Below are 26,044 nucleotides of genomic sequence, written 5' to 3' on the forward strand. Positions count from 1 at the left end.
GAAAAGGGAAAGCGCTGTGTTGAAAAAGTTGGTCACCGGGCAACTGAGTTTGCCAATGACGTTTTGGGGATGGGGATTTTGTGGCGGGCTGGTTTTGGGGCTGATTGGCCTTGCGGGCATTCATACCACCCATGCCGCGCTGGTTCCGTTGTCTTACCTTTTAAAAATCGTTCTGTTTTGTGCCGTACTGTCAGGCGTGACGTTTATTCTGCGTAGAAAAATAACGGTATTCGGGAGCCTGGCTTTTCTGGTGCTTCTGGCGCAGGTCATCCTCAACATCATCATGTTTATCGGACTCTATTCATTATTATTTATCTGGTAGCGCCATTCCCGTTTTCGTCGACGTCTCGCTTTATATCGCTAAGGGTAAACTGCTCGGCGTCGATGCCTTTACAAGCTGTAGCTGAGGATAGCGTTCCAGCCATCTTTTTATCGCAACCCGCTCTCTGAAAACGGCGAGTTTATCCCGCTCAAACGGGGGCGTCGGCCTGAGACGGAGTTCAAACAGGTCGTGAAGCCCATAAGGGGCGATACTCTCAATAAGACCTGAAGGTGCGATTCTGACGGCCACCGCCGTCGCGGTTTCGGGCCAGAAGCTCAGCGCATGCTCCGTTGAGTCATAGGGAGAGTTGCCGTTATGGTGATGCATTCTGGCCTGATTCTTCACTGACCAGTCAAATGCTGATGTCAGTTGCCGAAGCTTTTCTTCCAGGCGTCGATCCTCATCCGGGCTGCACTGATTTTTATCGAAGAACACCACATCCACATCGCCTGCTACGGGGCGTGGGCTAAACCCATGAAGGTGATCCCACACTGCTTCCCGCACAAATCCGGCGCCGATCCAGCCGTCCCTGAGCCCTAGAGTTTGCACAGCATGAAGCGCCTGCATTCTGCCAGGGTCGGCAAGCAAAATTCTCTGTAAGGTCTCCTGGTAGGACATCGCTTTCATCTACAGAATATCCATTTAATGTCGCCCGTCCCCAAGCTAGAGATGCATGATCTGGCGAAACTCTTTCACCTTGCTGCGGCTTACCGGCACCTGAAACTCCAGGTCGCGCAGGCGCAGAATGTAGGTGTTATTAAACCACGGCTCTATCTCGCGAATTTTATTCAGGTTGACGCAAAAAGAACGGTGGCAGCGGAAAAACTGGCTGGCCGGCAGCCTGGCGCAAAACTCGGTGATGTTCATCGGCATCACGTACGACTCGCGTCGGGTATAGACAAACGTCATTTTCTCGTGCGCTTCGGCGTAATAGATGTCGTTTACCGGCGTCACGATGATACGCTCGTCCTTAATCAGGTTGATGGTGTCATTTTCTCGCGGTGCGCTGCTGGCCACGTTGACGCTGCCAGACTGCTGCTGTTGCCAGCTGGCTTCCAGCTTTTGCAGCATGGTGACGATGCGTAATTCCTGATACGGTTTCAGAATATAGTCGAACGCTTCCAGCTCAAAGGCCTCCACTGCATGCTCTTTCCACGCGGTGATAAAGACGATAAACGGCTTATGGGCAAACTGGCTGATGTTCTGCGCCAGCAGTACGCCGTCCAGAGACGGAATGTTGATGTCGAGGAAAATGGCATCCGCTTTGTTGTGCTGCAAAAATTTCAGCACGTCGAGCCCGTCGTCAAACGTTCCGACAATCTCCATCTGGCTATGCTGCTGAATCAGCCAGGTAAGCTCCTGCTGTGCCAGGAATTCATCTTCGACAATGATGACTTTCATGTAAGCTCCGGGTTAGGGCAATAACGTGGCGGCGACCGGCTGGGGCGTACGCTGGTTAGGAATATAGAACGACATTTCCGTGCCCGGCTCCAGACGGCGAATATGCAACCCTTCGCCGTACAGCAGTTTGACGCGGTGGTGCACGTTGAGCAGGCCTATCTTATTCCCCGGCATTTCGTTGGCTTCAACCCGCGCAATCACCAGCGGGTCGATACCCGGCCCGGTATCGCGCACGCCAATGCGCACGCGGTTGCCGGACTCCGTCACGCTGATAGTGACCACACCTTTCCCCTTGCTGCGCTGAATGCCGTGCACGATGGCGTTTTCCACCAACGGCTGGATCAGCAGGCTAGGGATCAGGCAGTTCACCTCATCGTCAATATCATAAATGACCGTGAGCTTATCGCCGAAACGCGCCTGTTCGATGGCGATATAGTCTTTAATCTGGTACAGCTCTTTGCGAATATCAATCTGCTCATCATCTTTTAATTCAATGTTATAGCGCAGATAGCGCGAGAGATTGAAAATCAGTTGCCGGGCGGTATCCGGGTTCATGCGAATCGAGGATGAAATCGCATTCAGGGCGTTAAACAGAAAATGGGGATTGATTTTACTTTGTAGCGCGCGTAGTTCTGCCTTATTTGCCATTTCCCGCAGCTGTTCGGCGCGAGAAACTTCCAGTTGGGTAGAGATGATTTGCGATAACCCTATCGCCATCTCTTGCAGCGAGGAGGTGATCTGGTGCGCGTGGCAGTAGTAAATTTTTAGCGTACCGGTGACGACCCCTTTCTCGGAAAGCGGGATCACCAGCATCGAGTGAATTTCCGGGGTGCGATAGGCTTCATCATTGTTTTTAATGATGATTTCGTTGTTGTTGATCGCCTGTTTGGTGGTGGGGCTGATGGCGTCATCGTTATTGTGGTAGTTATCTTCCCCCACGCCGACGTAGGCCAGTACCCGGTCGGTGTTGGTGATCGCTACCGCATCGGCGTGAATATCCTGACGGATGATGTCGCAAATTTGACGCAGCGTGTCGCTGTTTATCTGGCGAAACAGCGGCAGCGTTTTGTTGGCTATATCCAGCGCAAGCTTGGCCTGGCGTGCGGCGCTGGCCTCTTTTTCTCCCTCAACGCTTTGTACCAGCAAAACGATAAAGCCGATGCAGACGCTGCCAGCAATCATTGGGATACCAATCTTCGACACGATATCCACGCCCAGCGCGATGTTCGGTGCCCAGACGATCACCAGAATCATGGTTAGCGTTTCACACAGCATCCCACCAAGAATACCGATTTTCCAGTGCAGCTCTTTTGGCACCCGGCGGTTAATCAGGCCGGAGAGGATCCCCGCAATAATGCTGGTAATAAAACATGGCACTGCGGTGACGCCGCCAGCATCAATCAGGTAGCGGTGGATCCCAGCGATGATCCCCACAATACCGCCGACCCACGGGCCAAACAGGATCCCGCCAGACATCACCGCGATGATTCGCACGTTTACCAGCGACCCTTCCACCGGCACGCCGGACCAGGTACTGAAGATAGCGAACATCGAGAAAATGACCGTGACCGCCAGCAGTTCTTTTGGGGTATGCGCTGATTTATGCAGCAGCTCGCGGAATAGACGGATGCGAATCAGGAAAAAAAGACAGATCAGCATTAATGCGGCCCGATCATAGACCGCGAGCAGCATATTGAGTATTTCGTGCATGGGGGAGCGCCGAATGTTTTCTGGAAAGCGCTTATGATAAGAAACCCGGCGGCGGATGACCAGCGGTACGCATGAATAGGGATAAACCCTGTTTTTAAAAGGGGATTGATAGAAGAAACGAATCACTGAGGTGAGATCATAAATTTTCGACCTGTCAGTACAACTCTGATGAAAATCACTAGATAATATATTGTTATATTTGTGTTTTAATTTTACTGGTTTTGACCGCTAGTGATTAATTCCCGTTCGCAGACTTTCCCCTTTTCGCCGCAGAAATATTTTTTTACTTGCCCCCTCGACAGCGCCAATTTTTTCAGGTTATTTTCTAGTCATGCCACATCGGTGGCAGCGTCGCTCGAACGGTTCGGGCGCTAACGTAAATCTGAGGAACCTATGGCTGACTCCAGTCCTGAACGCCGTTTTACGCGTATCGATCGCTTACCCCCTTATGTTTTTAACATTACCGCTGAACTGAAAATGGCTGCGCGTCGGCGCGGCGAAGATATTATCGATTTCAGCATGGGTAACCCGGACGGCGCGACGCCGCCGCACATTGTCGAAAAGCTCTGTACCGTGGCTCAACGCCCGGATACCCACGGCTACTCTACCTCACGCGGTATTCCGCGCCTGCGCCGGGCGATCTCTCGCTGGTATCAGGAGCGCTACAACGTTGAGATCGATCCGGAAAGCGAAGCGATTGTAACCATTGGTTCAAAGGAGGGGCTGGCGCACCTGATGCTGGCGACGCTCGATCACGGCGATACCGTACTGGTGCCGAACCCGAGCTACCCGATCCACATTTACGGCGCGGTGATTGCCGGAGCCCAGGTACGTTCCGTACCGCTGGTGGAAGGGGTCGATTTCTTTAATGAACTGGAGCGGGCGATCCGCGAAAGCTATCCGAAGCCGAAGATGATGATCTTAGGTTTCCCATCTAACCCGACCGCGCAGTGCGTCGAGCTGGAATTCTTCGAGAAAGTGGTCGCGCTGGCCAAACGCTACGACGTGCTGGTGGTGCATGACCTGGCTTACGCCGATATCGTCTACGACGGCTGGAAAGCGCCGTCAATTATGGAAGTTCCCGGTGCTCGTGACGTGGCGGTTGAGTTCTTCACGCTGTCGAAAAGCTACAATATGGCGGGCTGGCGTATTGGCTTTATGGTGGGTAATAAAACCCTGGTCAACGCCCTGGCGCGTATTAAGAGCTACCACGACTACGGCACCTTCACCCCGCTTCAGGTTGCTGCGATTGCCGCACTGGAAGGGGATCAACAGTGCGTGCACGATATTGCCGCGCAGTACAAACGCCGCCGTGACGTGCTGGTGAAAGGGTTACATGAAGCGGGCTGGATGGTCGATATGCCAAAGGCGTCGATGTACGTATGGGCTAAAATTCCCGAACAGTACGCCCATATGGGTTCGCTGGAGTTCGCCAAGAAGATGCTGCAGGACGCGAAGGTTTGCGTGTCGCCGGGCATCGGTTTTGGTGACTATGGTGATACCCACGTGCGCTTTGCGCTGATTGAAAACCGTGACCGTATTCGCCAGGCTATTCGCGGTATCAAAGCGATGTTCCGCGCCGACGGGCTACTGCCGTCAGAGGGTAAATCGGCAGGCTGATTTACCCGCCCCTACAAATGCAAACAGGAGCCAATTGGCTCCTGTTTTTTTTGCTTTTTATTGGCTAGATCATCAGGGCGAACGTGCCGGCAAAAACGATGACCATAAAGGAAATGCCCATAAAGAAATATTTCACGACTCATCTCTCCGCGTAATTTTTTCTACGCACTTATGACCGGGTGGTACTGCGAGTTGATATCAACCGACGGAAAAATCTGACCCACTTTTCGCGGCTGGCATCACCTCAGAATTCTGTGCATTTGTGCTCCAGATGGCGCTAATGTACGCCTAAAGATGAGGGGAAACAAGAGGGATTTTTTTATTAATTTTTAGTTACTTACGAGTGTCGTGATTCAGCGACACTTTAATTTCATACGGTAATAAATTCCATTCTGGCGACGTTTCGGTTGCCACTTTTTCCTCGCTTAAACCCCATTGATTTCAAGGCTAATTTTGTGACGGGTGTCGAAAAAATCATCGCTCTGCCCCTGAGCCCTTTATCGGCAGCATGGAGAAATAGAATGTGCCCTCGATGCGAATGTCGAGCATGCGGTGTCAGATCGGCAAAAACGCGCGGTTTTATTTTTACTTTTTGTTTTTTCAATGAATACTGAATGGACGAGGGATAATACTGACAGAGGATTTTTTATGATGACCCTGGGCGTTCGCCGGACAATGTTAATGATGATGACCACTATTCCGCTGCTGCTTGGCAGTACGGCACTGTACGCCGGGACTAACAATGTGCAGCAAAAGCTGGAAGCGTTGGAGAAAAGCACGGGCGGACGGCTGGGCGTGGCGCTGATTAACACCGCCGATGATTCACAAATTGTCTATCGCGCAGACGAACGCTTTGCCATGTGCAGCACCAGTAAGGTGATGGCGGCAGCGGCGGTGCTCAAGCAGAGCGAAAGTGATAAGGCGCTTTTAAATCAGCGTGTTGAAATTAAGAAGAGCGATCTGATTAACTACAATCCGATAGCGGAAAAGCACGTTAACGGCACCATGACGCTGGCGGAACTTAGCGCGGCGGCTCTGCAGTACAGCGATAATACCGCCATGAATAAGCTGATCGCGCATCTTGGCGGCCCGGATAAGGTGACTGCTTTTGCCCGTTCGCTGGGTGATGAAACCTTCCGTCTCGACCGAACCGAGCCAACGCTCAATACTGCTATCCCCGGCGACCCGCGCGACACCACCACGCCGTTGGCGATGGCGCAGACGCTGCGTAACCTGACGCTGGGTAAAGCGCTGGCAGAAACCCAGCGGGCGCAGCTGGTGACGTGGCTTAAGGGCAACACTACTGGCGGTGCGAGCATTCAGGCGGGCCTGCCAAAATCATGGGTGGTGGGAGATAAAACCGGCAGCGGGGATTATGGTACGACCAACGATATCGCCGTTATCTGGCCGGAAGACCATGCGCCGCTGATTCTGGTGACCTACTTTACCCAGCCGGAGCAGAAGGCGGAAAGTCGCCGCGATGTGCTGGCCGCTGCGGCAAAAATCGTTACCGAAGGGCTTTAGCGTCAGTGGTTAAAAACGCCCCGCGCAGGACGGCGGGGCATTGATGACACTCAGCGGGCTGGCGCGCTGTCACCAACCTGAGCCATGGCATACCACGCCATCAATTCTGCGGTTCCCGCTTCCCCTTCAGCCGGAGACCACGGCGCGTAGTCTTCTTCAGCGACAGGCTGATACGCGCCCTGTTTCACTTCAAAAATCACGCCGCCGTTGTCCAGCGACAGCACGGCATGCCAGGTGCCCGCCGCCATTTCCAGTACGGTGCAGCTTTCGCCCAGTACCGCCCGGTGAGTTACCGTTCCCTGCTCGTCAAAATTCAGCACCACAAAGCGCCCGCTGAGCGGCAGCAGTAGCTCAAAGGTATGCGGATGGCGGTGTGGGCGCACGTAGGTACCTGGCTCCATCGCAATCGCCAGACGCTGAACCGGATCGCTTAGCTCAGGATGGAAATTACGGTGCGCGCGCAGTCGTGGAGATTGAGCGGCAGCGGCGCTCTGCTGTTGCATATCGTTACAGGTGATCTGTTTCATCCTGACGGCCTTGTTTATACGGGAAAATGTGGTCGCCAGATTGCCAGAACTTACCGGGCAAGTGAAGCCTGTTGCTTGTGTCTTATGCCGCTAAAGGTCATAGTTGCATGGTTGTTATTTAATTTATGAATGATTGTTATGTGAGAGAGTCGCCCATGGAGACATACCTGAAGAAGATGAAAGGCGAGTGGCTGTTGCTGCTTAAACAGACCGAACCTCACATACGGACGCTGGCCGCAGAGATTGCCGCCGCAAATGCGCATGCGCTGTGCGCTGAATTTTATAAAGTGGTGCTGGCCGACCCTCACGCTGAAGAGTTCCTCAGCAATGAGCAGGTGGAAAAACAGCTCAAGAGCGCGCTGGAGAAGTGGATTATCGATATTCTCTCCTGTAAAGAGGAGGACATCGATCGTCTGATTGAAGCCCAGCATACCGTTGCGGAAGTGCACGCACGGATAGGTATTCCGGTTGAACTGGTGGAGATGGGATTCCGGGTACTGAAGAAAATCCTCTATCCTGCCATTATTTACAGCTCGCAGGAGGCGGCTGATAAGCTGCAAATCTACCACTTCGCTATCAACAGTATTGACCTGGCGATGGAGGTCATGTCGCGGGCGTTTTCCTTCAGTGAAAGCAGCCTATCGAAAGAGGATGAGAACTACCGAATCTTCTCACTGCTGGAGAATGCCGAAGAGGAGAAAGAGCGGCAAATCGCCACGCTGCTGACCTGGGAGCTCGATATTATCTATAAAGTCGTGCTGGATTCGGATCTCGGCAACAGCATGCCGCTCAGCCAGTCGGACTTTGGCCTGTGGTTTAACCATAAGGGACGTCATTACTTCAGTGGTATTGCCGAAGTGGGCCATATTTCCCGACTGATGCAGGATTTCGATGGTGTTATCCACGCCCAGAGCGCGGGAGATAAATCACCTGGCAACAAAGCCCAGCGTAATAAGTTCCTGATCCAGCTTAGAAGTACGGTATCGCAGATCCTGACTCTGCTACGCGAACTGTTTGAAGAGGTTTCCCGCCATGAGGTAGGGATGGACGTGCTGACGAAACTGCTCAACCGTCGTTTTCTGCCAACTATTTTTAAACGTGAAATCGCCCACGCTAACCGGGTTGGCACGCCGCTGTCGATTCTGGTGATTGATGTCGATAAGTTTAAAAAAATTAATGATACCTGGGGCCATAACACCGGCGATGATATTTTGCGTCGGGTGTCTCAGGTCTTTTATGACAACGTGCGCAGCAGCGATTACGTTTTTCGCTACGGCGGTGATGAATTTATTATCGTCCTCACCGAAGCGTCCCCGGTTGATACTCTGCGCACCGCTGAACGTATCCGCAGTCGGGTTGAGAAAACCAAAGTGAAAGCACCGGATGGTAATGATATCCCGCTGTCGCTGTCGATCGGGGCGGCGATGTTTAACGGTCATCCGGACTATGAACGCCTAATCCAACTGGCGGATGAAGCGCTCTATATCGCCAAAAAACGCGGTAGGAACTGCGTCGAGATGTGGAAAGCCCCCGAGTAAACCGCCAGTTTTGCCATCACTCCCCGAAACCATCAGGAGAATCTCTCCTGATGGTTAATCTTCAGTCCATTTCCCCTGTTTTCCCATCGCTACCCGGTGTCACTGCCCGCCCGTCATCCAGATTTTTTATGTTTCTATCAGGCATAAGAGGGATGTTTTAAATCATAAGTAAAATTTATATATTTTTTAACTTTTTAGTGATTTAGTACGTAATGTAACGTGAATGATATATATGTGATGCAATTGTGTTTCTTTTCCTGGGGAGAGGGAAATGAATAAAAAATCAATGCGTTTGCTCGTCGCGGGTTTTACCGGCAGCGCCGGTCTCTTTACTGTTCCAACCGCGTTTGCGGATTGCTCCAGTTCAAGCACCACCTCTGTGACGTGTTCCGGCACCATTACGTCATCTCAGCGTTTTGATTCTGCCGGACAAAATATCAATATTACGCAAGGAACGACGATAACCACCTCTGGTCAACTGTACGCGGCGTACTTTTCAAGCATGGGGGGGACTCTTCAAAACAACGGCAGCATCATATCGACCAATGGCGATGCGGTTCAGTATCACACCACCGGTGGGGCGACGCTCGGAAATACGGGGACGATTACCACCTCTGGTGATTGGTCTGATGCCATTGATATAAGCGAAGTCAGAAACAGTTCGCTAAACAATAGCGGTACGTTGGCGACGACGGGGGCGAACAGCCACGGTATCAATATTGGCGCTGACACTCGTCAGCCGTTGCTGAACAATAGCGGCAATATCGTGACGACCGGGGACACCGCGAACGGCATTAATGTGCTGTATAGCAATGACGGTACGATAGTTAACCAGGGGAATATTACGACCAGCGGGGCCGGAAGCAACGGCATTTATCTGGGCGACCAGGTTACTAACTACACTCTGCAGAACGCGGCGAATGGCGTTATCTATTCATCGGCGGGCAACGGCATCACCACGCGCGATGGCGCAACGGTCAATTCGATCATCAACGATGGCATTATTGATGCGGGCGTTGCTGGTATCTCACTGGGTGGCACCTCGCGGGTTATCTCGTTGAAGAATAATGGCTATATCATCGGTGCGGGTACCGGTGACGCTATCGTAGTAACGGACAGCGCTTTCCTTGGGCAGTTGACGAACACCGGTATTATTGGCGCATTGGATGGCGATGCTATTCGTGTCGATGGCTCAGCCGTCATTAGCGATGGGGTGAAAAACCAGGGTGCGATTGTCGGCAGGATCAACGCCCCAAATACCAATCTGCATAACTACGGCATCGTTGAACTGCTCAGTACCAGCGCACCATCGGTGGTCAAAGACTACTCGCAGACCGCGGCTGGCGTGCTGGGCCTACAGGCTGACAGCTCGACCAGCTACGGACAATTACAGGCCACGGGTGATGCAACGCTCAACGGACGGGTGGTGGTCGCGACGCGCGGCAGCACGAGCTTTGCCGATGGTGATGAACTGACGAACGTGGTGACGGCGACCAGTATTACCGGCACGCCTTCCGCGGTGTTGGATGATTCGCTCCGTTACCAGTTTGTGCAAGAGCTGACCGGGACCACCTACTCGTTGAAAATCGTCGATACTAATCTGACGACGGTATCCAATGCTATCGCGGCGACCAAAAGCAATTATTCGCTGGTGGACGTAGGGACGGCAGTTGATACAATTATCAACAATAATAACGCTTCTCAGGCGACAGCCTGTACAGGCGCGCTCGCCAGTACCGTTTGTGCCATTACCTCATCGTTTAATGCCAGCCAGGTGCGCAAAAACGTGGTACAGCTTGCTCCGCTGATGGATGGCAGCATGCCGTATATCGCGCTTAATAATTTGCGTGCATTTGGCGATATCGTCAGTGGCCGCCAGGATTCGGTACGCGGGCAGGGCTACCTCAGCGAGTTTAACCCGGAGAAATATCTGTGGATCCGCCCGGTGGGCGTTGGGATAGCCAGTCCACTCGCGGCGATTACGCGGGCTACAACGCGGATACCCGCGGCATTGCTATCGGGGCCGATGGGCTAGTTTATGATCGCACCCGGCTTGGCTTAGCGCTGGGAATGAGCCGTACCGATGTTAACGATACGTCCGATGATATTCGTCATGATGCACGGGTTGATAGCTGGAACATGCTGGTCTACGGCGGCTATGATTTTACGCCGGACACTGGCTTGACATGGCAAACCGGGCTGGGGCGAAATACCACTAAGGGTAATCGATACCTGAATATTGAGAACCCGACGGACGGTAGTTCGGTGTTTAACGGCGTGGCGCACTCAGACTATAACAGCGATACCTTCCAGGCTGGTTTGGGGTTGCAAAGCACATACCATCCGACGAACGAGGTAACGTTAACGCCTGAGGTGCGTACCGACTACTATCGGGTGAAGGATGATGGTTATCAGGAGTCCGGTGCTGATGACGTAGGTCTGAAGGTGGATGGTACCACTACCGAAGCGCTGATTGTCTCCAGTAAGTTAAAAACTGGGCTGCAACTCTCTGATATTGTGAATGTTCACGGCTATATCGGTGCAGGTTATGACACCATGAACCGGCGCTCTGACACCACGGCGGCCTTTATCGGCAGCACGGCAACGCCATTCACCTATCGTGGTATGAGCGAAAGCCCGTGGATTGCGATGGCAGGCGTTGGGGTAACGGCGAAGTTCAGCGATGTGCTGGACGGCACGGTTCAGTACGACGCCGGGCAGCGCACCGGCTTTACCAGTCAAAGCGTTAGCCTGAAGGTACGTTACGCGTTCTGATAAGCGAGCAGGAAAAGAGAGAGGCGACGGAATCGTCGCCTCTGTTGTGTTTTACATTACTCCGAAGAGTTTAGGCAGGAACAGCGAGATCTCTGGGATATAGGTGACCAGCATCAGAATCAGGAACAGGACGGCGTAGAAAGGCAGCATAGCTTTTACCACCTGTTCGATTTTTTGCTTACTGACCGCACTGGCAACGAACAGCACCGAGCCGACCGGTGGCGTAATCAGACCAATTCCGAGGTTAACCAGCATAATCATCCCGAAGTGAACCGGGTCGATGCCCAGCGCATTGGTCACCGGCAGCAGCACCGGCGTTAGGATCAGAATCAGCGGCGCCATATCCATCAGCGTACCGATCAGCAGCAACATGATGTTAATGCACATCAGAATCACATACTTGTTATCGGAGATGCTGGTGAAGGCTTCGGTGATACGCATTGGCAACTGCATGTAGGTCATGATGGCGCCAAAGGCAGCGGCAAAGCCAATCAGGATCATGACGATAGTGACGGTTTTTACCGTGCGGTACATCAGTTTTGGCAGCTCGGACCATTTGTAATCGCGGTAGATAAACATCGTCACAAAGAACGACCACAGACAGGCGATGGCCGCGGATTCCGTTGCGGTAAAGATACCGGAGAGGATCCCGCCCATAATGATGACCACGGTCATCAGCCCCCAGAGGGTATCGACGAAGATCTTCAGCGCCTGGCGGAACGGCACACGTTCACCTTTCGGGTAGCCGCGCTTGCGGGCGAAGCATACGCACATCACCATCAGGCTTAAACTCAGCAGCAGCCCCGGTAAAATACCGGCAATAAACAGCGCGGCAATGGAGACCGTGCCGCCGGTCGCCAGCGAGTAGATCACCGAGTTGTGACTTGGCGGTGTCAGGATGGCCTGCACTGAACCGCTGGCGGTGACCGCTGCGGCGAAATCGCGCGGATAACCCTTTTTATCCATTTCCGGGATCATCACCGAACCAATAGATGCCGTGTCTGCCACGGATGAGCCGGAGATGGCGCCAAAGAAGGTCGAAGCGACGATGTTCACCAGTGACAGGCCGCCGCGGATAAAACCCACGAAAATATAGGCGAAGTTCACCAACCGGCGGGCAATGCCGCCCTCGGCCATAATCGCCCCGGCGAGAATAAAGAACGGAATCGCCAGCAGCGAGAATTTATTGACTCCGTTGGTTAACTGAATCATCACCGCTTCCAGCGGGATATCAATATACCAGGCGCCAATAATGGCGCTGATGCCCACGGCGAAAGCCACCGGTACCCCAATTGCCAGCATAATGCCGAGCGTAAAGACGAGAATAAATGCGTCCATCTGTATTCCTTTTCTCAATAACCGGGGCTTAACTGGTGGAACCCAGCATCACGACAGGGCGCTGATACTGCGGGCCGCGCCAGAGCTTTTCGATAATGAAAAGCAGGGTGATAGCGGAACCAATTGGCAGTGGCAAGTAGTTTTCTCCGGCGGTGAGCAGCGGAAACTCCGCCACCGGTTGCTCCCACAGTTCGTAGCAGAGCAGGGTGCCGTACCAGAGGATAAATAGACTGATGGCCATCAGCATCAGGTCAGCCAGGATCAGGCAGACGCGGCGCGCGCCTTCGCTCAGACGATCGGTAACCATGCTGACGGCAATATGGGAGCCCGCTCGGTAGCTGACGGCGGCACCGATAAAGGTAAAGGTCACCATACATAAAATGGCGACGGGTTCAGGCCAGGAGAGGGCGCTGTTCATCACGTAGCGGGCAAAAATACCCACGGGGATAACGGCAACCATGACCAGCAACGCGAGCCCGGCAATCCACATGGAGATACGATAGATAATATCCATCAATGACGAATAGCGTTCGTCCATAATTATAACCTCTAAGACATAATTGAACTGAGGCGGATGAAAATGCTCATCCGCCCGAACGATTACTTCACGTCCTGAATTTTCTTAATGAGATCCTGATGGTCTTTACCGTATTTATCGCGCACAGATTGAGTAGCGTTATAAAAGTATTCGGTATCGATGTTATGGAACTGAACGCCGCTGGCTTTCATCGTTTCGAGGGATTTTTCGTTATAGACTTGCCACAACTGGCGCTGTTCCATCTGTGCTTCTTTCGCCAGGTTAAGAATTAACTGCTGGTCTTCTTTTTTCAACTTGTCCCATTTTGGTTTTGAAAACAGGAACAGTTCAGGAATAATAAAGTGTTTACTCCAGGTATAGTTTTTCGCTACCGGTAAATAGTTATGGGCCACAAAGGTTGGCGGGTTATTTTCCGTGCCGTCAATGACGCCGGTTTGCATGCCGCTGAACACTTCGCTGGTTCCCATAGCAACGGCGTTAGCGCCCATCGCTTTTAAGGTATCCAGCGCTACCGGGCTGGTCTGTACGCGAATTTTCATCCCTTTAAGGTCTTCCGGTTTGGTGACCGGTTCTTTGGTGATGAGGTTACGAGTACCGGCATCCATCCAACCGAGGAACACCAGCCGAGATTTGCTATTACCGGTCAGACGATCGCCAATTTCCTGGCCAATCATACCATCAAGTACCTGATGCATATGGTTTTCGTCACGGAAAATATAGGGCAGGGTAAAGACGTTTATCTCCGGTAGAATCGCCGCAACCGGGGCCATTGATACACGAATAATATCAATTGCACCTAATTGCGCCTGCTCAATCATCTGCTTTTCATCGCCGAGAACGCCGCCAGGGAAGGTTTTAATATCAAGACGGCCCTGAGTTGCGGTACTGAGTTTCTCCCCCATATGCTTTACGGCAACCACGTTCGGATAATCGGCGGGATGGACGTCAGCGGCGCGTAATGTCTGCGCGAGAGTGGTGTGGGCAGTCAATATTAAGGTCGAACCAATGCACAAGCTTAACAGTGTTTTTGTCAATTTCATTTTCCTTCTCCAGACACGTATTAATATCCATTAATAGAGAAAAACAGAGTAAGAACCGCCCCTGGAAAGGGACAGTGAAAAAGGGTCTTAATGCTGCTCGTGATGCAGGTTAATGAATGTAACTAATTATTTCGCTGACGATGTTCACAAAAAATGATGCCGGGAGTGTGGTTTTGGAACAATGTTTCAAAAGTGTTTGTGGGATCGACTTATTGGCGTGGTAATAAATATGAATTTGTTTTTTGTATGTTAGGTGGCTATTTATATTGTGAGTAATAATATAAAAGGCATAGCGCTGTGTCATTGCAGTTGATGGGAAGTGTTAAGGCTGGAGAGGGAGGGATTTGTCCCCTGCAGGAATCGAACCTGCAACTAGCCCTTAGGAGGGGCTCGTTATATCCATTTAACTAAGGGGACAGAGCGGGCCGAGTATAGCGTTTTTTGCGCGCCTGGGTAAGTGCTCGGCCGCTCGACTGCTCAAACACTCGCCATTCAGAGTTGATTCTTCTCATCTTTTTGTCGCTTTCCTTCCTGTTCGGCCTCTAAGCGCGCTCTTTCCTTACGCGCGTTGCTCATATCATTACGGATCTGCGCATGGCTCATCAGGGCGAAAATAAAGGTGCCTCCGCAGATATTGCCGGCGAGAGTTGGCAGGGCGAAAGGCCAGATAAAATCCCCCCAGTGGAGCGTGCCGCTGAATACCAGATAGAGTATTTCGACCGAGCCAACGACAATATGGGTGGTATCTCCCAGCGCGATAAGCCAGGTCATCAGGATGATGACCACGATTTTTGCCGCCCCTGCTGAAGGGAACATCCAGACCATCGTCGCAATCAGCCACCCTGATATAATGGCGTTTGAAAACATCTCTATTGGGCTGTTCTTCATCACATCCATGCCGATTTTGGTGAAGGCATCGCGCGTCGGTTCATCGAAAATAGGCATATATTCAAACGCCCATGCTGCGATTCCCGTTCCGATAATATTCCCGAGAAGCACCACGCCCCACAGCCTCATCAGCAAACCGACGTTGCCCAGCGTCGGTTTTTGCATCACGGGCAGTACGGCAGTGACGGTATTTTCGGTAAAGAGCTGCTGACGGGCCATAATGACGATGATAAAACCGAAGGTATAGCCAAGGTTTTCAAGAAGAAAACCGCCGGGAACTCCCTCAAGCTGAACGTGAAAAATACCTTTTGCGAGTAATGATGCTCCCATCGATAGCCCGGCGGCGATGGCGGACCACAGCAGCGCCATTGCATCGCGCTCCATCTCCTTTTCTCCCTCCTGGCGAATATGCTCATGAATCGCCATGGCGCGGGAGGGGAGCCGGTCTTCATTCACTTCAATGCTTTTCCCTTGCCGTTTTTCTTCGCTTTCAACTGCTATTTCGTCATGGTGGCGGTCTATGTTCTCTTTTTTGAGTTCATCCATCGCGGTAGCCCTGAAATAAGCACATATAGCCTAAGCGTAGCGGGTTACAGACAATGCAGGTTTGGCGCTATTCTGAAATACTGACGTTATTGCAAAGATTTAATTGCGCCAGGCAGGCACGGCGTGCCGCAGTCCTGGCTTTACCAGGCTATGATAAAATCAACAAAACTTGGCTATATAGACATCGTCCGATGGGCTGTTACAATCGCTCACATCTAAACAGGCGGATACGTAAACGTGCCGCATGGATGGCAATCAGCGATAGCCATAATCAACAGGGAGACATTTATGAAGCTTCGCCTGTCGGCGCTTGCGCTTGGGACGACACTGCTGGTGGGCTGTGCGAGTTCCGGTACAGAACAGCAGGGGCGTTCTGACCCCTTCGAAGGTTTTAACCGCACGATGTACAGCTTCAACTTCAATGTGCTGGACCCGTATGTCGTTCGTCCAGTCGCTGTCGCCTGGCGTGACTATGTTCCACAACCTGCGCGCAATGGCCTCAGTAACTTCACCAGCAACCTGGAAGAGCCAGCGACGATGGTGAACTACTTCTTACAGGGCGACCCGTACCAGGGGATGGTTCACTTCACCCGCTTCTTCCTCAACACCATTCTGGGGATGGGTGGCTTTATCGACGTGGCGGGTATGGCTAACCCGAAACTGCAGCGCGTCCAGCCGCACCGCTTTGGCAGCACGCTGGGCCATTATGGCGTAGGCTATGGTCCGTATCTGCAACTGCCGTTCTACGGCAGCTTCACGCTGCGTGAAGACGGCGGTGATTTTGCGGATACCACTTATCCGGTTCTCTCCTGGCTGACCTGGCCGATGTCTATCGGTAAGTGGATGGTTGAAGGGGTAGAAACGCGTGCACAGCTGCTCGACTCCGACGGCCTGCTGCGCCAGTCTTCCGATCCGTACATTTTGGTGCGTGAAGCCTACTTCCAGCAGCATGACTTTATCGCCAGCGGCGGTAAGCTGAAACCGGAGGAGAACCCGAATGCGCAGGCGATTCAGGGTGACCTGAAGGACATCGATTCCGAATAGCGAATTGGTGGCAATAAAAAAGGGTGAACATGATGTTCACCCTTTTTTTATGTTGGCTAACTATCAGAAGCGATAGTTGAAGTTGGTACCGAACAGCCAGGCTTTACCTTCGGATTTGAAGGAGTAGCCACCTTCTTCAATCGTCACGTCCTGACCATGCATATAAGATGCACCAAAGTCGATAGAGGCATCATCGTTAAAGGCATAGGTCGTACCGGCGCTAATCCAGAAACGGTCCTGATCCGGAATAGAGATAGAACGGTTATCTGCTGGAACCGGGCTATCGTCAAATGCGATACCGGTACGGAAGGTCCAGTTCTTATCGTAGTAGTAGGTGGTACCCAGGGCGATACGGTAAGCATCTTTGAAGCCTTCTTCTTTATAGAAGAGCTGCTGGCCGTTTGAACCGGTAGCTTTTAGCTCCTGGAACTGGCTCCAGCTGGTATAGGCGATGCTGTAGTGGATAGCCCACTGCGGATCGACGCGGTTATAGCCGGAGACTTCCCACATTTCCGGCAGGTTCAGAGTCAGAGAACCTGGGACGGTAGCTCCGCTGGTGCCGTATGGTGCGGCAATACCCATTCTTGGGAATGTCGCGTTTCCAGCAGGGGTTATTGAGCTTCTGTAGTCGCCGTCGAAATCAATTTTCACTTCGGAGCGATAGGTCAGACCCCAGCGGTTGTTTTTATCCAGCTCATACAGAATACCGGCGTTCCAACCGTAACCCCACTCATCGCCTTTCAGATGGGCAATTTGTGAGCTCGTCGAAGGTACACCGAGGATCGGGCCCGCAGCACCTGCAGCAGTGCTGATATCACCCGCCGTACGCTCAATTTTCGCTTTAGCATACACCGCATCAAAACCGAGACCGAAGCTCCAGGAGCTATTCAAACGGTAAGCGCCGCTCAAATTCAGGTTAACCGTTTGCAGGTCGGTAGTGCCGCCAAACGGACCGGCCGCATAGTTATCATTAAACTCCGTCGCCAGACCATAGTTGGAGGTGACCGAAGCGCCCCAACCAAACTGTTCGTTAATAGGCATAACGAAGTGCATGTTAGGAACCCATGCGGTTGGCGCAATATTATCGGCATCGGTGCTTTTTTTCGTTTTTGGTGCGGTACCCGAGATATTTACATCCGGATCGATAAATACCGCACCAGCAGAAAACGTTGGACGGTCGAACATCATAATCAGCGCTGGGTTACGGCTAGCATTACCCGCATCATCTGCGATAGCACCTTCGCCGGAATAGGCACGGCCCAGACCAGAGGCTGAGAATTCATTTAGCTGGAAGCCTGCGGACCAGGCTTGAGTTGAAACAAGTGCCACTGCAACAGCAAGAGCAGACTTCGTATAACGGGTTTTCTGGCTCATGACCATAACCTCATTGAGTTATTTTTATACAAACAATGTTACATGTAGTAACAGAAGCGCGAAGTGTAGGGGCTGGACTACGACAGAGAAATCAGACCAGTGACGAGAGTATAGGTCTGACCAGCTGGTATGTTGCAATATTGTTTATTAGTTTTTTCCGAGATGTTGTTTGAAACGAGATCTGGTTGGCAAAATTGCGGGTCTTGTCATAGGGGGAGAAACACTAAATTTGTTTTAGATCATTTTTAATTGTGATTTCGGTCACTTAACGTCAGAGATCACATTCTCGACTGGAGGCATAAAGCGGGTGGACGTAAAATATGCTCATCGTTTATCTGGCACCTTGAGTGCACAAAACAGAGGAAATCTACAATGAGCAAATGTAGTGCTGATGAAACCCCGGTTTGCTGCTGCATGGACGTGGGTACCATTATGGACAACTCCGACTGCACCGCTTCCTATAGCCGTGTATTCGCTAACCGTGCCGACGCAGAAGCAACGCTGGCCGCGCTGTCAGAAAAAGCCCGTAGCGTAGAATCTGAACCCTGCAAAATTACCGCTGACTTCAAAGAAGTCGAAGGCGGCGTTCAGCTGGATATCGATTTTGTCTTCGCCTGCGAAGCTGAAACGCTGATTTTCCAGCTGGGCCTGCGTTAATCGCGCCTCTCGCATAACGGCTTTAAATAACGCCCCCTGTTACTCGCGTAACAGGGGGCGTTTTCTTTTGTTCTCAGTGTGTTTTAGCTCCCAATTTTTTCTCTCCCCGATTGGCTAAGTGTAATAAATTAGTTAAAACTGTTATCAGGTCAGACCACTTAGTTTTATTCCGTTAACAGGGGAGAGTTATGAGTCAGGCGTTACCGCTTATCACCCGTCAGGGCGATCGCATTGCTATAGTCAGTGGATTACGTACCCCGTTTGCCCGACAGGCGACTGCTTTTCACGGGGTTCCCGCCGTCGACCTCGGTAAAATGGTCGTGGGTGAAATGCTGGCCCGTAGCGAAATCTCCCCTGACGTTATCGAACAGCTGGTCTTTGGCCAGGTGGTGCAGATGCCCGCTGCGCCGAATATCGCTCGTGAAATTGTGCTGGGTACCGGCATGAACGTGCATACCGATGCCTACAGCGTCAGCCGCGCCTGCGCCACCAGCTTCCAGGCGGTGGCAAACGTTGCGGAAAGCCTGATGGCAGGCACCATTCGCGCTGGGATTGCGGGCGGGGCCGACTCTTCTTCGGTGCTGCCTATCGGCGTGAGCAAAAAGCTGGCGCGTACGCTGGTGGATGCCAACAAGGCCCGTACTCTGGGCCAGAAACTCAAACTCTTCTCTCGACTGCGCCTACGTGACCTGATGCCGGTACCTCCGGCGGTGGCGGAATACTCGACCGGTCTACGGATGGGCGACACCGCGGAGCAAATGGCGAAAACCTATGGCATCACCCGTGAGCAGCAGGATGCGCTGGCCAACCGTTCGCATCTACTGGCGGCGCAGGCCTGGGCGGCAGGGAAATTGAATGATGAGGTCATGACGGCCTACTCGCCGCCGTACCGCAACCCGCTGGAGCAGGACAACAACATCCGTGCAAACTCCACGCTTGCCGATTACGCCAGGCTGCGTCCAGCGTTCGACCGCCAGCATGGCACGGTGACGGCGGCCAACAGTACGCCGTTAACCGACGGTGCCGCTGCGGTTATCCTGATGACTGAATCCCGCGCCAAAGAGCTGGGTCTGGTGCCATTGGGCTATTTGCGCAGCTATGCTTTTACCGCGATTGATGTCTGGCAGGATATGCTGCTGGGGCCGGCATGGTCCACGCCGCTGGCACTGGATCGTGCAGGGCTGACCTTTGCCGACCTCACGCTTATCGATATGCATGAAGCCTTTGCTGCACAGACGCTGGCGAATATTCAGTGTCTGGCGAGCGAAAAATTTGCCCGCGAAGTGCTCGGGCGCAGCCACGCCACCGGTGAGGTTGATGAAAGTAAATTCAACGTCCTGGGCGGTTCAATTGCCTACGGCCACCCGTTTGCGGCAACCGGCGCGCGTATGATCACCCAAACCCTCAACGAACTGCGCCGTCGCGGCGGTGGGTTCGGACTGGTGACGGCGTGTGCGGCGGGCGGGTTAGGCGCGGCAATGGTTCTGGAGGCTGAATAATGGAAATGAAATCCGCATTTACGCTCACCGTACGCCCGGACAACGTGGCGGTAGTGACGATTGATGTGCCTGATGAAAAGATGAACACCCTGAAGGCCGAGTTTGGCGGCCAGGTGCGCGCTATCCTCAAACAGATCAGAGAAAACAAAGCGCTCCAGGGTGTGGTGCTGATCTCCGCGAAGGCAGATAACTTTATCGCCGGGGCGGATATCAATATGATTGGCCGCTGCAAAAGCGCCCAGGAGGCAGAATCCCTCGCTCGACAGGGACAGCAGGTGATGGCCGAAATTCATAGCCTGTCGATCCCTGTGGTCGCGGCGATCCACGGAGCCTGTCTTGGCGGTGGGCTTGAGCTGGCGCTAGCCTGCCATGCGCGTGTTTGCTCAGACGATGGGCGAACCGTGCTGGGATTGCCGGAAGTGCAACTTGGTCTGCTGCCGGGTTCCGGCGGCACCCAGCGTTTACCGCGCTTGATTGGCGTCAGTACGGCGCTGGATATGATCCTCACCGGTAAGCAACTTCGCGCTCGTCAGGCGTTGAAGGCGGGGCTGGTAGATGAAGTGGTGCCTCACTCAATTCTGCTGGAGGCAGCAGCGGAGTATGCCCGCAAGCCGCATCACGAACATCGTCGTTTGCCGGTACGTGAGCGAATTCTGGCGGGGCCGCTGGGGCGCAATCTGCTGTTTAGCATGGCCGCCAAAAAGACGGCGCAAAAAACCCAGGGTAACTACCCGGCGACCGATAAAATATTGCAGGTTATTGAAACCGGCCTGGCGCACGGCGTGAACAGCGGCTACGAGGCGGAGGCTCGCGCGTTTGGCGAGCTGGCAATGACGCCGCAGTCTAAAGCGCTGCGTAACATTTTCTTTGCCAGTACTGATATCAAAAAAGACCCCGGTGCCGTTGTTGCCCCTGGCCCGCTGCGCTCAGTAGGCGTACTGGGCGGTGGGTTAATGGGAGGAGGCATCGCCTACGTCACGGCCATAAAAGGTAAATTGCCAGTACGTATTAAAGATATTAACGCCAACGGCATTAACCATGCGCTGAAATACAGCTGGGATCAGCTCGAACAAAAAGTACGCCGTCGCCATATGAAAGCGGCGGAGCGTGACGCGCAGCTGGCGCTGATCTCCGGTAGCACCGACTACCGTGGTTTTGCCCATCGCGACCTGGTGATTGAGGCGGTATTTGAAGATTTATCCCTCAAACAGAAGATGGTTGGTGAGATTGAACAGTATTGCGCACCTCACACCATTTTTGCTTCGAATACCTCATCTTTACCGATTGGCGATATTGCCGCCTTTGCGGAGCGGCCTGAGCAGGTTATCGGGTTACATTTCTTCAGCCCGGTTGAAAAAATGCCGCTGGTTGAGGTGATTCCCCATGCAGGTACCTCAGAGCAGACGATTGCCACGACGGTGAAGCTTGCTAAGAAACAGGGCAAAACGCCGATTGTGGTCGCAGATAAAGCAGGATTCTACGTTAATCGCATTCTTGCGCCCTATATCGCCGAAGCCATGCGTATGCTGGTGGACGGTGAAAGCGTCGAACATATTGATAATGCGTTGGTTAAATTTGGTTTCCCGGTGGGGCCTATTCAGTTGCTCGACGAAGTGGGTATCGACACCGGTACCAAAATTCTGCCTATTCTTGAAGCCGCCTATGGCGAGCGTTTTAGTGCGCCTGCAACGCTGATTCAGGCAATTTTGAATGACGATCGCAAAGGCAGAAAAAATGGTCGCGGTTTCTATCTTTATGGTGCGAAAGGGCGTAAAAGCAAGAAACAGGTCGATAGCGCGGTCTACTCCCTCCCGGGGATGTCGGCTCGGCGTAGTCAGTGTTCGGCGGAGCAAGTGGCCGAACGCTGCGTGATGCTGATGCTGAATGAAGCGGCGCGTTGTAGCGATGAAGGCGTTATCCGTAGCGCCCGTGACGGCGATATCGGCGCGGTCTTTGGCATTGGTTTTCCACCGTTCCTCGGTGGCCCGCTGCGCTATATGGATTCATTAGGCGCGGGTGAGGTGGTTGCCCGGTTGCAACGATTGGCTACACAGTATGGTTCGCGATTTACCCCATGCGAGGCACTTTTGCAGCGGGCTGAGCGCGGCGATACCTTTTGGCCAGGTGATGAAACAGATTCACTGAGCTGAGGTCAAAGGTATTGAACCCAGATGAAATGCATGGTTTTTGGCTATTTTGTAAACGGATGTTGACTATACTTACACCAGTAAGGTAAAAATCAGCGTTTCATTCAGTGAATGGATAAGGCACAATGCCCGGCTACCGCGTCACCGTTATGGTGACGCTGGTGCTTCTGGTCAACAAAAGCGGTGCAATATGCAAGTTTTTATTATGCGTCACGGCGACGCTGCCCTCGATGCAGCCAGTGACTCGGTTCGTCCTCTCACCGGTTGTGGTTGTGATGAATCTCGTCAGATGGCAACCTGGTTGAAAGACCAAAATGTGAATATCGATCGTGTTCTGGTGAGCCCGTTCCTGCGCGCGGAGCAGACGCTCGAAGTGGTAGGGGAGTGCGTTAACCTGCCAAAAGAAGTGGATGTTCTGCCTGAGCTCACGCCATGCGGCGATATTGGCCTGGTCAGCGCCTATCTTCAGGCGTTAGCCAATGAAGGGACTTCATCGGTGCTGGTGATTTCTCACCTGCCGCTGGTGGGCTATCTGGTTGCTGAACTCTGCCCAGGTGAAGTTCCGCCGATGTTTACCACCTCCGCCATTGCCAGCGTTACTCTTGACGCTAACGGACAAGGTGTCCTGAACTGGCAAATGAGCCCGTGCAATCTGAAAATGGCGAAAGCGATTTAACGATTGAGACGTCAAGGCCTCTGTAGGCCTGATAAGCGCAGCGCCATCAGGCAGCCTGGAGCACATTGCCGGATGGCGCTTCGCTTATCCGGCCTACATCACTCAAGGTAATTCCGGCGGCAGCCACTCTTCAACTTCAATCAGCACCAGCAGCGCAGCGTCTCCGCCGTACTCTTTCGACGCCTGATGAAACGCCATCACGTGCGGATGCTGAGCCAGCCACAGCGGCGTTTGCTGCTTCAGAATATGTTTGCCGTGCCCGTGCATCACGCAGGCGCAGAACACATGCTCCCGACGGCAGGCGGCAATCAGCGCGCCCAGCTCCTGTTTGGCCTGCATTTGCGTTAACCCGTGCAGGTCGAGAAACAGCTCCGGTGAATAGTCACCGCGGCGTAGCTTTTTCAACTCAAAGTGGCTGACATCTTCGCGCACGTATTTGACCGGTCCGTTGGTATTGAGCAGCGGCTGAAATTCGTCGGAAAAGTAGTGGCTATTGTCGGCTTGCTCCTGTAACAGGCGCTTTGGCGGCACTTCGCTTATCTTTTTGCGTATCGGGCGATGAACGATGGTGTCCTGCTTAATTTTGCGGGTGCCCGTCATCAGCTGCTGGAAGAGCGCCTGATCCTCCTCGCTCAGTGAATTTTTGTTCTTCATTGATTCTTCTCAATTCGTCTTTTCCCTTAGTTTACCTTTTCACGCTGCTCCCTGCAGCGAAAACGCTTTTTTCCCCGCACCCTACGCAAGAATGCTGATTTATCGCCGCCTTCATGGCAAACTAGCCGCCGAATTTACCCCGACGCATGCCCCTGGAGGACAATGTGGATAAGATTTTTGTTGATGAAGCAGTCAATGAGCTGCATACCATTCAGGACATGCTCCGCTGGGCGGTAAGCCGCTTCAGCGCGGCCGAGATCTGGTACGGTCACGGCACTGACAACCCGTGGGATGAAGCGGTGCAGCTGGTGCTGCCTACGCTCTACCTGCCGCTGGATATTCCAGAAGATATGCGCAGCGCGCGTCTGACCACCACGGAAAAACAGCTGATCGTTGAACGCGTGATCCGTCGCGTGAACGAGCGTATTCCGGTGGCCTACCTGACCAACAAAGCCTGGTTCTGCGGTCACGAGTTCTACGTTGACGATCGCGTACTGGTGCCGCGCTCCCCAATTGGTGAGCTGATTAACAACCGCTTTGCGGGCCTGATTAACCATCGTCCTGAGCATATTCTTGATATGTGCACCGGCAGCGGCTGCATCGCGATTGCCTGCGCTTACGCTTTCCCGGAAGCGGAAGTGGATGCCATTGACGTCTCCCCGGATGCGCTGGCCGTCACCGAATTCAACATTGAAGAACACGGCATGATCCACAACGTCACGCCGATCCGTTCCGATCTGTTCCGCGACGCGCCGCAGCTGCAATACGATCTGATCGTCACTAACCCACCGTACGTGGATGAAGAAGATATGTCTGACCTGCCGTCAGAATATCGCCACGAACCGGAGCTGGGTCTGGCTTCCGGCGCCGATGGTCTGCACCTGACCCGTCGTATTCTCGGCTGTGCACCGGATTACCTTACCGACGACGGTATTCTGATTTGTGAAGTGGGTAACAGCATGGTACATCTGATGGACCAATACCCGGATGTTCCGTTCACCTGGCTTGAGTTTGATAACGGCGGTGACGGCGTCTTTATGCTGACCAAAGCGCAGCTGATTGCCGCGCAGGATCGCTTCGCCCAGTACAAAGACTGATTAATCCAGCACGCAACAACAGAACAACGATAACGGAGTCGTGATGGCAGGAAATACAATTGGACAACTCTTTCGCGTAACGACCTTTGGCGAGTCGCACGGCATCGCGCTGGGCTGCATCGTTGACGGTGTGCCACCGGGCATCCCGTTAACCGAAGCGGACCTGCAGCACGACCTTGACCGTCGTCGCCCGGGCACGTCGCGTTACACCACCCAGCGTCGCGAACCGGATCAGGTGAAAATCCTCTCCGGCGTGTTCGAAGGGGTGACCACCGGTACCAGCATTGGTCTGCTGATTGAAAACACCGATCAGCGCTCGCAGGACTACGGCGCCATTAAAGACGTCTTCCGTCCGGGGCACGCAGACTACACCTACGAACAGAAATATGGCCTGCGCGACTATCGCGGCGGCGGACGTTCTTCTGCCCGTGAAACGGCGATGCGCGTAGCGGCTGGGGCGATTGCCAAGAAATTCCTCGCGGCGAAATTCGGTATCGTTATTCGCGGTTGTCTGACCCAGATGGGCGACATTCCGCTGGCGATTAAAGATTGGGATCAGGTCGAGCAGAACCCATTCTTCTGCCCGGATCCGGACAAAATCGACGCGCTGGATGAACTGATGCGCGGCCTCAAAAAAGAGGGCGACTCCATTGGTGCGAAGGTGACTGTGGTTGCTGATGGCGTACCGGCTGGCTTCGGTGAGCCTGTGTTCGACCGTCTGGATGCCGACATCGCCCACGCGATGATGAGCATCAATGCGGTAAAAGGCGTGGAGATTGGCGATGGCTTTGAGGTGGTGAAACTGCGCGGCAGCGAAAACCGTGACGAAATCACCAAAGCCGGTTTCCAGAGTAACCACGCGGGCGGCATTCTGGGCGGTATCAGCAGCGGTCAGCAGATCGTGGCGAATATTGCGCTGAAGCCGACTTCCAGCATCACCGTACCGGGCAAAACGCTAAACCGCTTTGGTGAAGAAGTGGAGATGATCACCAAAGGTCGTCACGACCCTTGTGTGGGCATCCGCGCGGTGCCTATTGCTGAAGCGATGCTGGCGATCGTCCTGATGGATCACTTTATGCGCCAACGCGCGCAAAACGCCGATGTGACGACGTCTATTCCACGCTGGTAA

24 protein-coding genes and 1 tRNA gene are annotated in these 26,044 nt (G+C 53.2%); 13 read left to right on the plus strand and 12 right to left on the minus strand.

Going from position 1 to position 26,044, the window contains the following annotated elements:
- Nucleotides 1-16 precede the first annotated feature (16 nt).
- A complete protein-coding gene (locus tag V6940_RS00100) occupies nt 17-322 on the plus strand; it encodes a hypothetical protein (RefSeq protein ID WP_185669513.1) in 306 nt (101 codons plus the stop codon).
- 30 nt (nt 323-352) lie between these two features.
- Here the strand turns inward: V6940_RS00100 and V6940_RS00105 are convergent, their stop codons facing one another.
- The 3 genes from V6940_RS00105 to V6940_RS00115 are packed head-to-tail and all read right to left on the minus strand — an operon-like array spanning nt 353 to nt 3,433.
- Nucleotides 353-940 carry a nucleotidyltransferase family protein gene (locus V6940_RS00105; RefSeq protein WP_333494976.1) on the minus strand — a complete coding sequence of 196 codons (588 nt, stop codon included), beginning with the start codon at nt 938-940 and terminating at the stop codon, nt 353-355.
- Between the two features lie 45 nt (nt 941-985).
- Nucleotides 986-1,723, minus strand: a complete 738-nt coding sequence (locus V6940_RS00110; RefSeq protein ID WP_333494375.1) for a LytR/AlgR family response regulator transcription factor — start codon at nt 1,721-1,723, stop codon at nt 986-988.
- A 12-nt stretch (nt 1,724-1,735) separates the two neighbouring features.
- Complete coding sequence (locus V6940_RS00115; RefSeq protein ID WP_333494376.1) at nt 1,736-3,433, minus strand: sensor histidine kinase; 1,698 nt, start codon at nt 3,431-3,433, stop codon at nt 1,736-1,738.
- 393 nt (nt 3,434-3,826) lie between these two features.
- Here V6940_RS00115 and alaC point away from each other — a divergent pair, with 393 nt between their 5' ends.
- Nucleotides 3,827-5,053, plus strand: coding sequence for an alanine transaminase (gene alaC, locus V6940_RS00120; RefSeq protein WP_333494377.1), 1,227 nt, complete (start codon nt 3,827-3,829; stop codon nt 5,051-5,053).
- A gap of 64 nt (nt 5,054-5,117) precedes the next feature.
- Here the strand turns inward: alaC and ypdK are convergent, their stop codons facing one another.
- Nucleotides 5,118-5,189 (minus strand): membrane protein YpdK, encoded by a 72-nt coding sequence (gene ypdK / locus V6940_RS00125; RefSeq protein ID WP_100249902.1) that lies wholly within the window; start codon nt 5,187-5,189, stop codon nt 5,118-5,120.
- A gap of 512 nt (nt 5,190-5,701) precedes the next feature.
- Between ypdK and blaCTX-M the strand changes: the two genes are divergently transcribed.
- A complete protein-coding gene (blaCTX-M, locus tag V6940_RS00130; protein ID WP_333494378.1) occupies nt 5,702-6,577 on the plus strand; it encodes a CTX-M family extended-spectrum class A beta-lactamase in 876 nt (291 codons plus the stop codon).
- Nucleotides 6,578-6,627: 50 nt separating this feature from the next.
- On the opposite strand, the gene V6940_RS00135 is transcribed toward blaCTX-M, so the two are convergent.
- Entirely contained in the window at nt 6,628-7,104 is a 477-nt protein-coding gene (locus tag V6940_RS00135) for a WbuC family cupin fold metalloprotein (RefSeq protein WP_333494379.1), read from the minus strand.
- A 155-nt stretch (nt 7,105-7,259) separates the two neighbouring features.
- On the opposite strand from V6940_RS00135, the gene V6940_RS00140 reads away from it, so the two are divergent.
- From V6940_RS00140 to V6940_RS00150, 3 genes are all read left to right on the plus strand, one after another.
- Nucleotides 7,260-8,642 carry a diguanylate cyclase gene (locus V6940_RS00140; RefSeq protein WP_333494380.1) on the plus strand — a complete coding sequence of 461 codons (1,383 nt, stop codon included), beginning with the start codon at nt 7,260-7,262 and terminating at the stop codon, nt 8,640-8,642.
- Nucleotides 8,643-8,913: 271 nt separating this feature from the next.
- A complete protein-coding gene (locus V6940_RS00145) occupies nt 8,914-10,677 on the plus strand; it encodes a beta strand repeat-containing protein (RefSeq protein WP_333494381.1) in 1,764 nt (587 codons plus the stop codon).
- Nucleotides 10,575-11,417 carry an autotransporter outer membrane beta-barrel domain-containing protein gene (locus V6940_RS00150; RefSeq protein ID WP_333494382.1) on the plus strand — a complete coding sequence of 281 codons (843 nt, stop codon included), beginning with the start codon at nt 10,575-10,577 and terminating at the stop codon, nt 11,415-11,417. The genes V6940_RS00145 and V6940_RS00150 overlap by 103 nt, the downstream gene beginning before the upstream one ends.
- A 51-nt stretch (nt 11,418-11,468) precedes the next feature.
- Here V6940_RS00150 and V6940_RS00155 read toward each other — a convergent pair whose 3' ends face one another.
- The 5 genes from V6940_RS00155 to V6940_RS00175 form a co-directional block, all read right to left on the minus strand.
- The gene (locus V6940_RS00155; RefSeq protein WP_333494383.1) at nt 11,469-12,755 is read right to left on the minus strand and encodes a TRAP transporter large permease; all 1,287 of its coding nucleotides are present in this window, start codon (nt 12,753-12,755) and stop codon (nt 11,469-11,471) included.
- A 28-nt stretch (nt 12,756-12,783) separates the two neighbouring features.
- On the minus strand, nt 12,784-13,293 hold the full coding sequence (locus V6940_RS00160) for a TRAP transporter small permease (protein ID WP_185669522.1): 510 nt from the start codon (nt 13,291-13,293) through the stop codon (nt 12,784-12,786).
- 62 nt (nt 13,294-13,355) lie between these two features.
- Entirely contained in the window at nt 13,356-14,333 is a 978-nt protein-coding gene (locus tag V6940_RS00165) for a TRAP transporter substrate-binding protein (protein WP_333494384.1), read from the minus strand.
- A gap of 345 nt (nt 14,334-14,678) precedes the next feature.
- A tRNA-Arg gene (locus V6940_RS00170) sits at nt 14,679-14,750 on the minus strand.
- 75 nt (nt 14,751-14,825) lie between these two features.
- Complete coding sequence (locus V6940_RS00175) at nt 14,826-15,767, minus strand: formate/nitrite transporter family protein (RefSeq protein WP_333494385.1); 942 nt, start codon at nt 15,765-15,767, stop codon at nt 14,826-14,828.
- A 288-nt stretch (nt 15,768-16,055) separates the two neighbouring features.
- Between V6940_RS00175 and mlaA the strand changes: the two genes are divergently transcribed.
- Nucleotides 16,056-16,811 (plus strand): phospholipid-binding lipoprotein MlaA, encoded by a 756-nt coding sequence (gene mlaA, locus V6940_RS00180; protein ID WP_333494386.1) that lies wholly within the window; start codon nt 16,056-16,058, stop codon nt 16,809-16,811.
- A 63-nt stretch (nt 16,812-16,874) separates the two neighbouring features.
- Here mlaA and fadL read toward each other — a convergent pair whose 3' ends face one another.
- A complete protein-coding gene (gene fadL, locus V6940_RS00185) occupies nt 16,875-18,185 on the minus strand; it encodes a long-chain fatty acid transporter FadL (protein ID WP_333494387.1) in 1,311 nt (436 codons plus the stop codon).
- A gap of 372 nt (nt 18,186-18,557) precedes the next feature.
- On the opposite strand from fadL, the gene V6940_RS00190 reads away from it, so the two are divergent.
- The 4 genes from V6940_RS00190 to sixA all read left to right on the plus strand — a co-directional run bounded on the left by V6940_RS00190 (nt 18,558) and on the right by sixA (nt 23,164).
- On the plus strand, nt 18,558-18,842 hold the full coding sequence (locus V6940_RS00190) for a YfcZ/YiiS family protein (protein ID WP_185669527.1): 285 nt from the start codon (nt 18,558-18,560) through the stop codon (nt 18,840-18,842).
- 188 nt (nt 18,843-19,030) lie between these two features.
- On the plus strand, nt 19,031-20,341 hold the full coding sequence (gene fadI / locus V6940_RS00195) for an acetyl-CoA C-acyltransferase FadI (RefSeq protein ID WP_333494388.1): 1,311 nt from the start codon (nt 19,031-19,033) through the stop codon (nt 20,339-20,341).
- Nucleotides 20,341-22,491, plus strand: a complete 2,151-nt coding sequence (gene fadJ, locus V6940_RS00200; RefSeq protein ID WP_333494389.1) for a fatty acid oxidation complex subunit alpha FadJ — start codon at nt 20,341-20,343, stop codon at nt 22,489-22,491. The genes fadI and fadJ overlap by 1 nt, the downstream gene beginning before the upstream one ends.
- A gap of 187 nt (nt 22,492-22,678) precedes the next feature.
- Nucleotides 22,679-23,164: a phosphohistidine phosphatase SixA gene (gene sixA, locus V6940_RS00205; RefSeq protein ID WP_220438227.1), complete on the plus strand. Its 486-nt coding sequence runs from the start codon at nt 22,679-22,681 to the stop codon at nt 23,162-23,164.
- A gap of 102 nt (nt 23,165-23,266) precedes the next feature.
- Here the strand turns inward: sixA and smrB are convergent, their stop codons facing one another.
- Nucleotides 23,267-23,818, minus strand: a complete 552-nt coding sequence (gene smrB / locus V6940_RS00210) for an endonuclease SmrB (RefSeq protein ID WP_185669531.1) — start codon at nt 23,816-23,818, stop codon at nt 23,267-23,269.
- Between the two features lie 164 nt (nt 23,819-23,982).
- Here smrB and prmB point away from each other — a divergent pair, with 164 nt between their 5' ends.
- Both prmB and aroC read left to right on the plus strand, forming a co-directional pair.
- The gene (prmB, locus tag V6940_RS00215) at nt 23,983-24,915 is read left to right on the plus strand and encodes a 50S ribosomal protein L3 N(5)-glutamine methyltransferase (protein ID WP_333494390.1); all 933 of its coding nucleotides are present in this window, start codon (nt 23,983-23,985) and stop codon (nt 24,913-24,915) included.
- A gap of 43 nt (nt 24,916-24,958) precedes the next feature.
- A complete protein-coding gene (gene aroC / locus V6940_RS00220; protein WP_333494391.1) occupies nt 24,959-26,044 on the plus strand; it encodes a chorismate synthase in 1,086 nt (361 codons plus the stop codon).

Origin of the sequence: Kluyvera sp. CHPC 1.251 (assembly GCF_036759945.1) — a bacterium.
GTDB lineage: Bacteria > Pseudomonadota > Gammaproteobacteria > Enterobacterales > Enterobacteriaceae > Kluyvera > Kluyvera sichuanensis.